The 13,609-nt window shown below is 55.3% G+C and carries 15 protein-coding genes; 1 reads left to right on the top strand and 14 read right to left on the bottom strand.

What is annotated here, in order from left to right; all coding sequences use genetic code 11:
* Window positions 1-14: 14 nt before the first annotated feature.
* From CPH17_RS13215 to CPH17_RS13155, 13 genes are all read right to left on the bottom strand, one after another.
* The gene (locus tag CPH17_RS13215; RefSeq protein WP_074397938.1) at window positions 15-884 is read right to left on the bottom strand and encodes a CheR family methyltransferase; all 870 of its coding nucleotides are present in this window, start codon (window positions 882-884) and stop codon (window positions 15-17) included.
* 221 nt (window positions 885-1,105) lie between these two features.
* Window positions 1,106-2,374: a methyl-accepting chemotaxis protein gene (locus CPH17_RS13210; RefSeq protein ID WP_074397939.1), complete on the bottom strand. Its 1,269-nt coding sequence runs from the start codon at window positions 2,372-2,374 to the stop codon at window positions 1,106-1,108.
* 124 nt (window positions 2,375-2,498) lie between these two features.
* Window positions 2,499-2,996 (bottom strand): chemotaxis protein CheW, encoded by a 498-nt coding sequence (gene cheW, locus CPH17_RS13205; protein ID WP_074397941.1) that lies wholly within the window; start codon window positions 2,994-2,996, stop codon window positions 2,499-2,501.
* Complete coding sequence (gene cheA, locus CPH17_RS13200) at window positions 2,993-5,086, bottom strand: chemotaxis protein CheA (protein ID WP_096299834.1); 2,094 nt, start codon at window positions 5,084-5,086, stop codon at window positions 2,993-2,995. Before cheA ends, cheW begins: the two co-directional genes overlap by 4 nt.
* 46 nt (window positions 5,087-5,132) lie before the next feature.
* The gene (motB, locus tag CPH17_RS13195; protein ID WP_096299832.1) at window positions 5,133-6,131 is read right to left on the bottom strand and encodes a flagellar motor protein MotB; all 999 of its coding nucleotides are present in this window, start codon (window positions 6,129-6,131) and stop codon (window positions 5,133-5,135) included.
* Window positions 6,128-6,997: a flagellar motor stator protein MotA gene (motA, locus tag CPH17_RS13190; RefSeq protein WP_074397944.1), complete on the bottom strand. Its 870-nt coding sequence runs from the start codon at window positions 6,995-6,997 to the stop codon at window positions 6,128-6,130. The genes motB and motA overlap by 4 nt, the downstream gene beginning before the upstream one ends.
* Window positions 6,998-7,063: 66 nt before the next feature.
* A complete protein-coding gene (flhC, locus tag CPH17_RS13185; RefSeq protein ID WP_074397946.1) occupies window positions 7,064-7,606 on the bottom strand; it encodes a flagellar transcriptional regulator FlhC in 543 nt (180 codons plus the stop codon).
* Window positions 7,603-7,935: a flagellar transcriptional regulator FlhD gene (gene flhD, locus CPH17_RS13180; RefSeq protein ID WP_074397948.1), complete on the bottom strand. Its 333-nt coding sequence runs from the start codon at window positions 7,933-7,935 to the stop codon at window positions 7,603-7,605. The genes flhC and flhD overlap by 4 nt, the downstream gene beginning before the upstream one ends.
* A 104-nt stretch (window positions 7,936-8,039) precedes the next feature.
* Window positions 8,040-8,330, bottom strand: coding sequence for an EscU/YscU/HrcU family type III secretion system export apparatus switch protein (locus tag CPH17_RS13175; RefSeq protein WP_074397950.1), 291 nt, complete (start codon window positions 8,328-8,330; stop codon window positions 8,040-8,042).
* On the bottom strand, window positions 8,317-9,624 hold the full coding sequence (gene fliK / locus CPH17_RS13170; RefSeq protein ID WP_096299829.1) for a flagellar hook-length control protein FliK: 1,308 nt from the start codon (window positions 9,622-9,624) through the stop codon (window positions 8,317-8,319). Before fliK ends, CPH17_RS13175 begins: the two co-directional genes overlap by 14 nt.
* Window positions 9,621-10,025: a flagellar protein FliT gene (fliT, locus tag CPH17_RS13165; protein WP_096299827.1), complete on the bottom strand. Its 405-nt coding sequence runs from the start codon at window positions 10,023-10,025 to the stop codon at window positions 9,621-9,623. Before fliT ends, fliK begins: the two co-directional genes overlap by 4 nt.
* 7 nt (window positions 10,026-10,032) lie before the next feature.
* The gene (fliS, locus tag CPH17_RS13160; protein WP_096299825.1) at window positions 10,033-10,449 is read right to left on the bottom strand and encodes a flagellar export chaperone FliS; all 417 of its coding nucleotides are present in this window, start codon (window positions 10,447-10,449) and stop codon (window positions 10,033-10,035) included.
* Window positions 10,450-10,631: 182 nt separating this feature from the next.
* Entirely contained in the window at window positions 10,632-12,323 is a 1,692-nt protein-coding gene (locus tag CPH17_RS13155) for an HD domain-containing phosphohydrolase (RefSeq protein ID WP_096299823.1), read from the bottom strand.
* 324 nt (window positions 12,324-12,647) lie between these two features.
* On the opposite strand from CPH17_RS13155, the gene CPH17_RS13150 reads away from it, so the two are divergent.
* Window positions 12,648-13,010 carry a flagellar protein FlaG gene (locus tag CPH17_RS13150; RefSeq protein WP_074397958.1) on the top strand — a complete coding sequence of 121 codons (363 nt, stop codon included), beginning with the start codon at window positions 12,648-12,650 and terminating at the stop codon, window positions 13,008-13,010.
* A gap of 57 nt (window positions 13,011-13,067) precedes the next feature.
* On the opposite strand, the gene fliE is transcribed toward CPH17_RS13150, so the two are convergent.
* Window positions 13,068-13,397, bottom strand: coding sequence for a flagellar hook-basal body complex protein FliE (gene fliE / locus CPH17_RS13145; RefSeq protein ID WP_074397960.1), 330 nt, complete (start codon window positions 13,395-13,397; stop codon window positions 13,068-13,070).
* Window positions 13,398-13,609 lie beyond the last annotated feature (212 nt).

Genomic DNA, 13,609 nt, shown 5'->3' with positions numbered 1-13,609 from the left:
GGCACGTTGATGATTTATCTGTTTGCCAGGGTATAAACCGTTTGCCCACGCAGCTTGAATGCATCGCTGATGTAGGAAAAATTCTCCGAATGACCGGCAAACAGCAGTCCGTCGGGCTTGAGCAGGGGAGCGAAGCGTTTGAGGATTTTCGCCTGAGTCTCTTTATCAAAATAAATCATGATATTTCGGCAAAAAATCACGTCAAAGGGGCCTTTAACCGGCCACTGGGGAGCTAGCAGGTTCATGGGCATAAACTCGACCAGCGACGTCACTTCGGGCCTTACACGGGCTAAGCCAGTGTGATTACCAGCGCCTTTCTGAAAAAAACGCTTCACACGTACTTCGTCTAGCTTGCGCACCTGCTCCTGGGGGTAGATCCCTTTGCGCGCTTTATCCAACGCATCGGTGTCAATATCCGTCGCTATAACGCTGGACTGAGATGCACGCCCGCCGAGCGTTTCGAGCAGCGTCATCGCAATCGAGTAAGGTTCTTCACCGGTCGACGCGGCGGAGCACCACACCGAGACAGGTTCTTGCTTATGCTTTATATGCTCAGCTAATAACGGAAAGTGGTGGGACTCACGAAAAAACGCCGTAAGGTTCGTCGTTAGCGCATTAGTAAACGCCTCCCACTCTTTAGCATCAGGCTGACGATCAAGGCGGGCGAGGTAGTCGCTAAACCGAGTCATGCCGTGATGGCGTAGCCGCTTCGCCAAACGGCTGTAGACCATTTCGCGCTTGTGTTCGGCCAGCACAATGCCGGCACGCTGATAAATCAGCTCGCGGACACGGGTAAAGTCAGCATCCGTCAGCTCCAGGTCGCGCTCAATTTGGCTGCCTGACGCCCACTGGCCGATGTCGACTCTTTCACGTTGCTCGGTCAAAATATTTCCCACTCCTCTACAAAGCCTAACCCGCTTGCTGCTTAGCCACGGGGGTGGTTGCACGACACGGTGAGTCTGAGAAACAACCGATTGCTGGCACGAAAGGCACGCCGCCTTGATTTAACGACGCGCTTTTTTGCGGAGATGTTCTCTACCCCAGCTATTAACTTATCGGCCTGAAACCCGCTTACTTGAGCACTTTTGCATCACAGCGTTAACGTTTAAAACGCTTCCCATTCAGTTGCTGTTTCGGCGGTAGCTGGCACAGCAGAACGGGATGGCGGAGTGGCTAACGGGGTGGCCTGGCGGGGGGTGGTGGTTGGCGCCGTTAGCGAGTCAGCGACGCGAAAGCGCTCCACGGCTTCACGCAGTCGCCCGGCTTCACTTTCTAGCTCATTTGCACTGCTCGCCGCTTGTTGAACTAACTCAGCGTTTTGCTGAACCACTTGATCCATTTGCGCCACGGCTTGGTTAACCTGCCCAATGCCGTTACTTTGCTCTTCGGAGGCTGCGGCGATTTCATCCATGATGTCACTGACCCGCTGCACGGCGGCAACCAGGTCTTGCATCGTCTGACCGGCCTGGTTGACGCGCTCGGTACCGACATCGACCTTGTTCAGCGAGGTGTCGATCAGGGTCCGAATATCCTTTGCCGCACTGGCACTTCGACTGGCAAGACTACGCACTTCTTGGGCGACCACAGCGAAGCCTTTGCCATGCTCACCAGCGCGTGCTGCTTCCACCGACGCGTTGAGCGCCAGAATATTGGTCTGGAAGGCGATATTGTCGATCAGGGTAATGATATCGGCGACCTGATGCGAACTGGCGCTGATCTCACGCATGGTATCAACGATCTCGCCTACCTCATCGCCGGAGCGCCGCGCGGTATGGGTAGCATCTCCCGCCAGTTGGCTGGCTTGTCGAGCGTTATCGGCATTGTGGCCTACCGTTGAGGCGAGCTGCTCCATGCTTGAAGCGGTTTCCTCTAATGAGGACGCCTGTTGCTCGGTACGCGATGACAGATCATTGTTGCCACTGGCAATCTGCTGCGAGCGCTCAAAGATTGAGGTACCGCTAGTGCGCACCACGCCCACCGTGTGCGATAGCGACGACTGCATGTGCGCCATGGCAACGTAAAGGCGGCCAATTTCGTTATTACCCGGCGCGGTAATTTGCTGGCTGAGGTCTCCCTTGGCCATACGCTCGAAATAACCCACTAAGTTATCTAATGGGCGCAGCACATTGGTCGCCACCCCCCATACCACGATGATCACCGTTGCGATGGTCACCATCACAACACCCAATAAGACCCAGCGGATCTGTGCGGCAAATGCATTAAATGCCTGCTGCTGCGAGGCTGCATCGTTGCTTTGGACGATGTCGGCACCATGGTGCAGGGCGTAGAGGCCAATCCCGCAGGCCAACAACACCATCGCTGTCAATGTTACCAGTACCAGCCCCCAACTCAGCCGGACAGTCATGTTATTCATTACTTGACGTATTACCTGAGCCACTCACCGATCTCCTCGCTATCAGCTACTCACCTGTTTCCTTTACGGCTGAGTGGCCGACCGAATAATCAAGCACGTCTCCCTGTGCCGCCAACCGTTAGTCTTACTGGTGGCTCGCGCCGTCTACCAGAGCCATCTCTTCGCTCGTCAGCAGCTTGTCGATATCGACGATCACCAACATGCGATCTTCCAGGCTGCCGAGTCCGCTCAGGAAGTCAGAAGATAGCGTGACACCAAATTCAGGCGCAGGTTTGATTTGATCGGGCGTTAGCGTCATCACGTCAGACACGCCGTCCACCACGATACCCACGACGCGATCCGCGACATTGACAACGATCACCACGGTTTGACCACCGTACTCAACATTATCGAGGTGGAATTTGATGCGCAGATCGACGATCGGCACAATCACGCCACGTAAGTTGGTGACCCCTTTGATAAAGTCCGGCGCGTTGGCGATGCGTGTTACGTTTTCGTAGCCGCGAATTTCCTGAACTTTCAAGATATCGATGGCGTACTCTTCGTCGCCTAACGAGAACACCAAAAATTCACGATTATCTGCTTCAGTCGCGTGGACTGCCCCGTTGTTTGCTTGGCTCATGACGGTTCAGACTCCTTGTAAAAAGACATTGTTTGAGTATTGGCTGGTTTGCCAGCCTCTTTTTTTGCCCGACTTAGCCGATGCAGGCCGGAAATATCCAAAATAAGTGCCACGCTGCCGTCGCCGAGAATTGTCGCCGCCGAGATACCGGGCACCTTGCGGTAGTTGTCTTCAAGATTTTTGACCACTACCTGCTGCTGGCCAATCAGTTCGTCCACCAACATGGCGTAGCGGCGACCTTCGCCCTGCACAATCACCGCAATACTTTTGGTTGGATCGGTAATGGCGTTTTCAACGTCCAGCACTTCGTGAATCGCGATCACCGGCAGGTACTCGTCGCGCACCTTGAGGACCACATCGTCGCCCGCCATGGCATACATGTCATCCTTGCTGGGCTGCAGCGATTCCAGCACGGTGGAAAGCGGCAGTATGAAGGTTTCGCTGCCCACCTTGATCGACATGCCGTCCAGAATCGCCAGTGTCAGCGGCAGCACGATGCTGGTAATGGTGCCTTCACCTTTTTTGGACTGGATCTCAACGCGCCCGCCCATACCCTGGATGTTACGCTTGACCACGTCCATGCCCACGCCGCGTCCCGACACGTCGGTGACTTCTTTGGCGGTGGAGAAACCTGGCGCGAAGATTAGCTGAAAGACCTCTTCGTCCGACATCGTATCGGAGACGTTCAGACCATTTTCTTTAGCCTTGGCGAGCAAGCGATCACGGTCTAACCCTGCTCCGTCATCACGCACTTCAATCAGGATATTGCCGCCCTGATGGCGGGCGGACAGGGTCAATTTGCCGGTGCGCGGCTTGCCGATCGACTCACGCACATCAGGCATTTCAATGCCGTGGTCGAGGCTGTTGCGCACTAAGTGTGTTAGCGGGTCGGTAATCCGCTCTACCAAGCTTTTATCCAGCTCAGTGGATTTGCCTTCAGTGATAAGCTCAATTTCTTTGCCCAGCTTGCCAGCAGTATCCCGCACGACGCGGGGGAAACGGCTAAATACAAATTCCATGGGGATCATGCGGATCGACATGACCGATTCCTGCAGGTCACGGGCATTGCGCTGTAGCAGGCTCATGCCGTTTTGCAGCGAGCTATTGCCGACCGACTGGTCATCCAAATCGCTCACCGTTTGGTCAAGCATCGACTGGGTAATGATCAACTCGCCGACTAAGTTGATAATCTGGTCGACCTTATCCACCGATACACGAATGGACGACGTCTCTGCAGCGGCTTTCTTGGCTTTGCCCTTAGCCGGTTCATCGCCCCCAGCCGCTTTGGCAGGCGCCGGTGTCTTGGTTTCTGCGGGTGCAGCTGGGGTTTTCTGTTCAGCCAGCGGGGTTGCTGACGCTGCGGGCGCTTGTGGGCTTGCCGCGCTGGCGGTAATCGGCTGAATGTCGATCTGGTTGGGCTCGATAATAAAGCACATCACCGCTTCAATATCGTCAGCGCTCACGCTCCCGTTGAGAATGACCTCGTAGCGTTTGTCGTCTCCCGACTGGGATTGGATATCGCCCAGCTGCTCGAGCTCTTCGACGAGCAGAACCCGGTCTTTTTCGTCGACGTTAATCAGCGCAACCTTCAGTTGGCCTTCGGAGGAAGTGCCTGCCGCTTCTTCCTCGACGGAGGCCGTCTCAGCAGGCGCGGGCGTGCTCGTCAGCGGCGCTGTTTCGGCAGGCGCATCCAACTGCTGGCCAATCTCTTCCAGGGCGATTTGCTGAAGCGTCTGACAAATCCGCTCGTACGTCTCTTGATCAGGCTCTTCCTCGTTGCGGTAGGCATTGAGTTGCTCGTGCATGATATCTTTGGCCTCTAAAAATGTATCAACGAGGTCAGCCCGCAGCGCTAGCTCCCCTTTACGCGCGTAATCCAGGAGGTTTTCGAGGATATGCGTTGTCTTCTGAAGCACGCTGAACCCGAAGGTGCCTGCGCCCCCTTTGATCGAATGTGCGGCACGGAAAATGGCGTTGAGCTGCTCGCTATCCGGATTATCAACATCCAGCTCCAGCAGATGCTGCTCCATGTCCGCCAGCAGCTCTTCAGCTTCTTCAAAAAAGGTGTCAAAAAAATCAGCTATATCCATGCACCATCCCCTACCTTCACGTCAAAGTATTAGCACGAGCGCAGCGTCATTCGGCACTCGTTGCCTCTTGTTCTAAGTCTGGTTGTTCTATGTCTAGCGCTTGTTCCGGGTCTATCACTTGTTCCGGATTTTCTGCGGGTGGAGCATCATCGGGTATGCCGCCGCCGTCTTCCGCAGTTTCTGATAGCACCGTGGAAACATCGGTCTCCATTACCACCGGATTACGGATGGCCTCGGCAATTTCGGGTAATAACACGATCAGCTCAATGCGACGGTTAATCGGATCGTCGGGCTCAGTGTCGGGCAGCAGTACCCGATCGGCATAGCCGGAAACGCGCAACAGTTGATCTGGATCAAGCCCTCCCGCGACCAACTCGCGGCGGGAGGCGTTGGCTCGGTCGTTCGACAGCTCCCAGTTGCTATACCCACGATAGCCCCCGGCATAAGGCACGTTATCCGTGTGACCACCGATACTCAGGTCGTTGGGCAACTCATTGAGCAGCGGCGCAATGGTCCGTAAAAGGTTGCGCATGTAGGGGGCCACTTGGTCACTGCCCAACTCGAACATTGGACGCTGTTCGGTATCCAGAACCTGGATACGCAGACCCTCGCGCGTCAGGTCGAAACGCAGCTGTGAACGCAACTGACGTAGCTCAGGGTCGAGTTCAATGGCGCGCTCAATGCGTTCCTGTACCTCCATGAAAAAACGCCGCTCTTGCTGACTCGGGCGCGTCGCCTGCATTAAATCAATACGTGCGCGCTCACCATCGCTATGCGTCGGGTCAGGCCCGCCACCAGGAATAGCACTCGTGCTGCCCGAGCGATCTCCGCCGGTAATCGCGGTCGTCAGCGGCGTACTGAAGTACTCAGCGACACCCTGGCGCTCTTCGTCGCTGGAAACACTGAGTATCCACAGCACCAGAAACAACGCCATGAGCGCGGTCATAAAGTCGGCAAGGGCAATTTTCCATGCGCCACCGTGATGGGCATGCACGACTTTTTTGCGCCGAATAATTATCGGGCGCTTATCTCCCGCCGCACTCATGCACTACCAGCCTTTTTCGCGTCGCGTACGTAGTCTTCTAACTCGTTAAAGGTGGGCCGCTCCGTGCTATGAAGCGCCTTCCGGCCAAACTCCACGGCCAGTTGGGGTGCATAGCCGTGGAGGCTTGCCAACAGCGTGACACGAATACACTGGAGCATTTTTTCAGCTTCTTTCGCCTGCCGATCAATAGTGCTGGCTACGGGGTTGATAAAGCCGTAACCCAATAAAATGCCTAAAAATGTCCCCACCAGCGCGTGGGCAATCATTTCCCCCATTTGCTCTGGGCCAGCATCAGCGTAGGTCAATGCTTTCACCACTCCCATCACCGCCGCCACGATACCAAAGGCGGGCATCGCATCGCCGACTTTGGCGATGGCATCAATAGGGATATGGGCTTCCTGCTCAAACGCCTCAATTTCGTGGAGCATCAACTCGTCAATTTCCATGGGCTCCATGCCACCGCTGACCATTAGGCGCAGGTAGTCGGTTAAAAAGTCCATGATATGTGGGTCAGCCAACACCGTGGGGTGCTCTTGAAATAGCGGGCTTTCCTGCGGGTTATCAATATCCCGTTCGATCCCCAGCATGCCCTCACGACGAATTTTGGAAAGTAGCTTGTACTGCAGCGCCATCAACTCCATATACATGTTTTTGTTGTACTTTTTGGTGCGCTTCAGCTTCGGCATGATTTTGAAGGTGGCCTTGATCGCTTTACCGTTGTTAGCAGCAAGAAATGCCCCTATGCCGGCACCACCAATCATCAACAGCTCCAGCGGCTGAAACAGCGGCCCCATACTGCCGCCCGCCAGCACATAGCCACCGAATACCGAAAGCAATACAACGATGTAACCTAAGAGGATCAGCACAAGCAGTGTCCTTCACTATTTCAATGGTCTGTAACGGAACCAACCACGCACCGTTGCGTCAAAAAATCACGTCGCTTTCGACGCTGGCTTACACATTTGCCGCGTTTTGCCTGCCCGGGAAGGTGGCTGGCAAATACCGCACACATAATCGTGTAACGGGCTGTGGGCGTGGGCGACAAAATGCCCGCCGCAGCGGGTACAGGGCGTCAGTTGAAGCAGGTCGCTCTCAAAAAACCGCACCAGTGTCCACGCGCGGGTCAAACCTAAAACCGGCTCGACGCCATCAACATCAATCTGCTCGCCGTACAACCTATAAGCCTTCACAAAGGCGTCAATTCGCTCGCAGCCAGCCACTTTCACGAGGCTTAAGTACATGTTGTAAAACAACGAAGAGTGAATGTTAGGCAGCCACGTAATAAACCAATCGGTCGAAAACGGCAGCATGCCTTTTGGTGGCGACATCCCTCTTACTTCTTTGTACAGTTTGATCAGGCGAGTGCGACTGAGCTCCGTTTCAGTCTCCAGCACCTGCAGCCTTGCCCCCAGTTCAATCAGCTCAATAGCGAGCTGCACCTGGTGCATTTCGTCTACTAAGCTTTTTTGACTCACGTGCTGTCCTCCGGCGGCATCGACTCATACCCCTCTCCAGCCAGTAGCAGCGATGTGTGCAGACTTGCGAGACCTTGATCACGCGGGTTGTCTGTCACCTGTTGCAGTCGCTCGACGCTGGCCTGACCGAACCGGCAGATCAACTGGTTGGTCCGCGCCAGCTTCGTCAGCTGCCGTGCATTGAGCGATACGATCAGGTCCGCCACTTCGCCGTCGACTTTGAGGCGGAACATAGCGGCTTCACGGTCTTCAGTTAACAAGCGTTGTGCAAGCAGCAAATACGCTAAATTTATTTCCTGTATTTCATCGAGAAAGCTGGTTTGACTCATAGTGGCCTATCGAACGACACAGGCGCTTTCATTACTGTTGTACGAGCGCCCTGGATGACTTTGTACTACCCCAAAGTCATGGTTGCATACAACGTTTGTATTGGCTACTCAGCGCTTTCACGCTTAGTAAGCCCAGCCTCCGATAACTCAAATACCCATACCAATAGTTCGGCAATAACTTGATAAAGATTAGCGGGAATTTCCGCATCTAAATCCAACTGCATCAACAGCCCCACAAGTTCAGGCGCATCATGCACATAAATACCCTGCCGCTGCGCCTCAGCCATAATCCGTTCGGCCAACTCACCATAGCCTTTGGCAACTACCCGGGGCGCACGATCATGGTCTTGATAGGCCAAGGCCACCGCCTGGCGTCGAGATTCATCCGATGACATCCGACACCTCCTCGACGTAACGCGCACGCACCTGCACCTTACGGAGATCTAACGCCTCCAAGCGCGCTTCCAGTGAGGGCAAACCCGCCTCCAAACGCTGATGCACCTGCGCTTCAGTGGCGGTTAGGTCAATGCTCAATGCGCCCCGATAAAGCCGTAGCGATACGCTGAAGGCGCCGAAACCGGGCACATCAAGCTGCATATCGGACTGCCAGCTATCTTCAGCGGCCTCCTGCTCTTCCTCGCCTTCCTGGGATTGCCCGCGGGCTGGCAGATTAATCACCAGCGCCATAAAAATACCCGTCCATACGTCGCCTTCCCAACGAATCGTCGGCGTTACCAGCATTTCCAGCTGCTGACGCACCAGGCTTTGTAAGCTTTCATGGACCACCTCGCGAGGCTGCCGGTTGGGCATGATATCAAGCGTGTCGCGAGCTAGACGCGCATCAATGCTCGCTTGCTGTGCTTCTTTGGCATTCGTGGCGACCTCGGCGGCGTTAAGTAACGCGGGTCCTGCTGAGGGTGGCGGGGTCGCAGGTTGCGCATTGGCCGCTGGCACTCGCGCCGCCGCAGACTCACTTGCGGCGGGTATTAAAGGGGTATTAGGTAAAATGGTCGCACTGCTCGGCGATGCCACCAGCAGTGGCGCGGTACCGCTGGGCACTACGCCTTGCCCTCCCAGCCCGCTGCCCGGCCCTTGAGGCGTAACGCCCATGCCCAACGCTGTGGAGACCAAAGGCGTGGGAACCGAGGCCCGCGGACCAGATTGCATCTGCGGCTCTCTAAGCAGTTGCTGACGACTGGTATCCCCTTGAAACCAACGTTTGAGGTGCGCCTCATAAAATAGTCCGCTGTCGCGCACGCTGGCCTCAAGCCGACTCGCCAGCTGTGCTGACGACGCCGGCTCGGCGGCATTCATCAATGGCGCCTCTGCGCGCATGACGGTGGGAGGAGCAGGAAAGCGCAGCAATACATCGGCAATACTGCGTGCCGCTGGGCTAAAATGCGTCTGGGTCGAGCCGGGAGGCAATGCTTGGGCGTCGCCTCGCTGGGGTAATCGTCCACCGTCTAGCTGGGGTGGCAGGCCCCTCAGATCACGCAGCGCCGTATCACGTAGCGCCGCAGAGGCAGGGTCTCGACCGTCTAGCCGTGCATCCCCCATCAAGGCACGAGGGCCTTCTCCTGGCGCAATGGGCTTTATCGGCTGATCCATTAACCGTTGATTCGACACATCGCCCCGCCGCCCCAACACTTGATGGAGCAGGGTATCGATCAACGGATTAATGGTGCTCACGACGACCTCGACATCTGGTCATCATCGCCAGGCACACTGCCCCTGCCCTGCTGAGGGGCGTAGGCGCGGTGCAAGCTACGCTGCCGTTGAGACACATTGATTAGTCGCCCTAATTCGTCACGGCGTGCAATCAACTGTCGGCGGATTTCAACGTCCTGCTCCAGAATCGCTTCCAGTAGCTCCGCTTTGTGTTGTTGTGCGGCAGCGTCGAGCGTCACCGATGCGTCCAGCTCACGCAGCTTTTCGACCAGAAGGACGTAGTGGGTGCGCTGATCAATCAGCTCTGCCCACTGGTCTTTATCAGCCAGCTGATGCATATGCATGACGCTATCAAGCAGCGCCGCATAGGTATCAAGGAGCGTCTGTTGAGCGTTATCGTGTGCCGTGGTTGAAGCCGCCATTAGTGCCTCATGCAGATTGCCGTTGGCCAATTTCACGCCACGCAGAGGCAATATCCTCAAGCAGACGCTCGGCTTCGTCCAAACTCGCCTCGTCATTGCGCAAATTAGCTTTCAATAACAGGCGTGCGATGTAGCTGTATAAAGAGGACAGCTGTTCAGCAATATCACCGCCTTGCTCTCTATCAAGAGCAGCGGCCAAACCGTTATTAACAATATCGAGCGCTTTTGAAATAGAGCGCCCTTTTTCAGCTGTATTAGCCGATTGCATATGGATACGTGCCGCTCGAATAGCCGCTTGCGCCCCATCAAATAGCATAACGATGAGCTGATGCGGATCAGCTGACATCACGCCGCTTTCAACGCCAACCCTTGCGTAAGCGTTGGCTCCCCGGCCATAGGCGGCAGCACCGCGCGAGTACGTCATACGTGATACTCCTAATCGCGTGGCTAGCCAATGCGGTTAGCCACAAAGCAAGTTACCAGCAGACAAATCACTGCGATTGCCTGCCTGTAATAGTTATCGGCGAGCGCCTTAACGACTTTAATGCTTTAGCGCGTTTTCTTCGCCAAGTGCGCGTTATGTGAGCCTTTCAGCCGAGATGACCACTAGGTCGACACCGCAACTTCACTCACCGGCCGACCCAGCTTCTCAACGACATTGCCGCGTATTGTCTTGCCTAAATTATCCCGCATTGGCGCACTCGCTGACATCGCCATACAAACCTCAGTTGGGCTGCCCCGCTCATCAACGCGCAACACCCACGCCAACTGCTCATTGGAGAAGCGCACCAAGGCGCCCACCGGCAAGGCTTTAAAGTGCTCGATATAGCGTTTGATCCAGCGCGGATCGAACTGATGGGGATGGCTTAACAAGTGGCGATAAATTTGCTGTGCGGTTTTAGCGGGGCGGTCGCTGCGGTCACGCCGCAAGGCTTCCACGACATCTACAATCGCGCTGGCTTTGGCCAGCTCATTTAACGATTCGCCAGTAACACCATTTGGATAGCCGCTGCCGTCCATGCGCTCATTGATGCCACCCACTACGGCAGATGCGATGCTGGAAGATAGCCATTGACAGCTCTCCAGTCGCTCCAATAAAAGCGGAACGTGCTCGCTTAACGCTTGCCGATGCGTTGCCTCGAAATTCGCGGCTTTAAATAACACCTGCGGCACCAACGCTTTGCCTAAATCGTGTACTAAGCCACTGGCAACCACCGCCTTACGAAGATCACGCGGCATACTGGCGCCCACTAAATCCAGCAGATGGGCCGCCACTGATATGCCGTGACGAACCAGTAACGGCTCAGGCGACAAGCATCGAGAAGCAAAAAGCAGCGCTTCACGGTCCTCCTCATGTAGATCCATCAATCGGTCGGCGTAAAGGGAGAGTTGGCGCGAATCAATGTCGCTGCCTTGTTGCAGCGCCAGCATCTGTCCATCCAAAAACGCAGCAATTTTAACCAGTCGCCGCGCCGTTGGAGTGGCGTAGCGCTTCAGGTCGCGTCGCCCGATATGCTCACTGGCATTCGCTCGACCCGCGGGGGAGGTAAACAGCGGTGAGGGCTGGCGCTCATCCTGATGCTCTTTTGCATAGCGCGACGACTCACGCTCGATTTCACACACGAAGTACCAGATCTGACGCTCCTGCTCGGGGCTACACGCACCAAAATGAAAGCCCACCCGCAGCAGGTTGCGCTCAGGGTCGGGACGCCGGTGGCGTGCAGAGGCTTGGATTTCAAAGTGTGTGCCATCGGGAAATTCAAAGGAGAGCGTCAAAGGCACTTCCGTTGTGGCCAAAACCCCACTGGCAGTCATCGGCAACTCAAGCTGGCAGCCACGCTGAGACAAGTCTCGCAGCTCACCTTGGATAGCGTCTTGGCCAGGCACACTGACCATAGCGACCACCGGCATGCCTATGCGCAACTCGGCACGAAAGACCTCACGTCGCTGGAGCACATCCAGATACGCCGGGTAGCCACTGCAGCATAAAAAACGCCCGCCAGAGCGGCGGGTTTCGGTTAGCGAGAGCATCGGCGTGCGCAACATTTTACCCTGCGCCTCGCCAGTCAGGTAAAAAGACGCGCCGCCCTGAAGCTGACCAAGCAGATAGTCCACCGAGGAAAGATCCAGCACTAGCGCCTGGTCAGGGTGCTGCTCCATCAGCACAATGGGCTCTGGTCGCCCTTCACCGCCCTCCAAGCATAGCGACGTACCGCCGCCTTCCACCAACGTATCCAGCAACGATGCTACCGCGACAGGGTTCGCGACTCGTTCGTATTCTTCTTCGTGGGCCACCATGCTCTCCTCACCTTCCCCATTGCATCAGCGTGTTATGCGCAAAGCGATGCAGAATACCAGAAGCCGAGAGCAACTAGGATGCTTCACCACGCTTTCGTGCGACGTTGCGTATATCGTCTATGCTAAGCAGGGCGGCAAAGTTAACTTACCCAACAGCATAACGATCAATATCCTAAAGTTATCGATCTCTGCGCCGATATCTTTAGCGTAGATACCTGTAAATCGCACTAAAAACGTAGTTCCAAAAAAGCCAACTGCCAGCGGCACTCACTTGCGGGGCGCTAGCAGTCAAAGGCAAACATTAAAAATAGGGGAATACGCACGATGAACTCATCTAACATTGATGCCATTAACCGCGTCCAAACAGCTCAGCTAAACACGCTGTCGCCGCGCCAGCGTCTTGACGAAGTACTAGAGAATCTGCCCGCGCCCGGAAGCCAACTCAGTGAGGCTCAACAGAGTACACCCACCGCGGGGGAGCTCGTAGAACCGGTCCAACGCATCAACGAGGTTATGCGAGAGCGTGGGATAGAGTTTGAAATCAGCGAGAACTCATCAAGGGTCATTACTCGTGTCGTTGACCGCAACTCAGGTGATGTTATTCGCCAGATTCCCGCAGAGGAAGTCATCCGCATTGCCGAACAGCTACAGGATATGCGCGGCAAGTTTGTCTCTCTAGAGGTTTGAACCACTGACACAGAATCCAGGAAACAAAGGGCGTTGCGCAAAGATTGCGTTATAGGGTTACACCTGCATATTCATAACATCACGGTAAGCGGACACTAGCCGATTGCGCACCTGTAACCCCATTTGAGAAGCAACGCTCGCCTTCTGCATATCGACCATGACGTCGCCTAATTCGACATCAGGGTCTCCCGCCTGAAAGGCCATCGCTTTGTTATTTGCATCCAGCTTTAGCTGATTGATTCGCTGAATGGACGCCTGCAACTCACCACCAAAACTGCCATGGCCTGCCGACTGAGTAAGTGCGCCACTTTGCATTGGCTGGTTTGCCGCTTGGCTGGCTAACCCCTGCATTTGCTGCAGCGTTGCCTGTATTGCAGGAGTGCTCATGTGTACGCCTCAATCAGTAAAATGGCTGAATGGGTGAAGCCTAGCACTAGTATGACAAAGCTCATACGGACAATTACGCACAAAAAGCCAAGCTTTTCGTTCCTTTAGGCTTGCCCAGCCACCGGATAATAGCGTTCATCATAATTTCGCCTCATCTTTTCGGCGGATAACCGCGATCGACGGATATAGCCTATGCCTTCTTTGGTGATGCG

The organism is Halomonas sp. hl-4 (genome assembly GCF_900215475.1).
In the GTDB taxonomy this organism is placed as follows: Bacteria; Pseudomonadota; Gammaproteobacteria; order Pseudomonadales; family Halomonadaceae; genus Vreelandella.
Note: the sequence above shows the minus strand (reverse complement) of the source record. Positions and strands in the feature narration are given on the sequence as shown.

Excerpts from the sequence above, each read along its gene's own strand:
- cheA (WP_096299834.1), bottom strand. The coding sequence starts at position 5,086 with ATGGATATAGCTGATTTTTTTGACACCTTTTTTGAAGAAGCTGAAGAG.
- fliT (WP_096299827.1), bottom strand. The coding sequence starts at position 10,025 with ATGGCGGCTTCAACCACGGCACACGATAACGCTCAACAGACGCTCCTT.
- flhD (WP_074397948.1), bottom strand. The coding sequence starts at position 7,935 with ATGAGTCAAACCAGCTTTCTCGATGAAATACAGGAAATAAATTTAGCG.
- fliS (WP_096299825.1), bottom strand. The coding sequence starts at position 10,449 with ATGACGTACTCGCGCGGTGCTGCCGCCTATGGCCGGGGAGCCAACGCT.
- motB (WP_096299832.1), bottom strand. The coding sequence starts at position 6,131 with ATGAGTGCGGCGGGAGATAAGCGCCCGATAATTATTCGGCGCAAAAAA.
- cheW (WP_074397941.1), bottom strand. The coding sequence starts at position 2,996 with ATGAGCCAAGCAAACAACGGGGCAGTCCACGCGACTGAAGCAGATAAT.
- CPH17_RS13150 (WP_074397958.1), top strand. The coding sequence starts at position 12,648 with ATGAACTCATCTAACATTGATGCCATTAACCGCGTCCAAACAGCTCAG.
- fliE (WP_074397960.1), bottom strand. The coding sequence starts at position 13,397 with ATGAGCACTCCTGCAATACAGGCAACGCTGCAGCAAATGCAGGGGTTA.
- CPH17_RS13210 (WP_074397939.1), bottom strand. The coding sequence starts at position 2,374 with ATGAATAACATGACTGTCCGGCTGAGTTGGGGGCTGGTACTGGTAACA.
- CPH17_RS13175 (WP_074397950.1), bottom strand. The coding sequence starts at position 8,330 with ATGTCATCGGATGAATCTCGACGCCAGGCGGTGGCCTTGGCCTATCAA.
- CPH17_RS13155 (WP_096299823.1), bottom strand. The coding sequence starts at position 12,323 with ATGGTGGCCCACGAAGAAGAATACGAACGAGTCGCGAACCCTGTCGCG.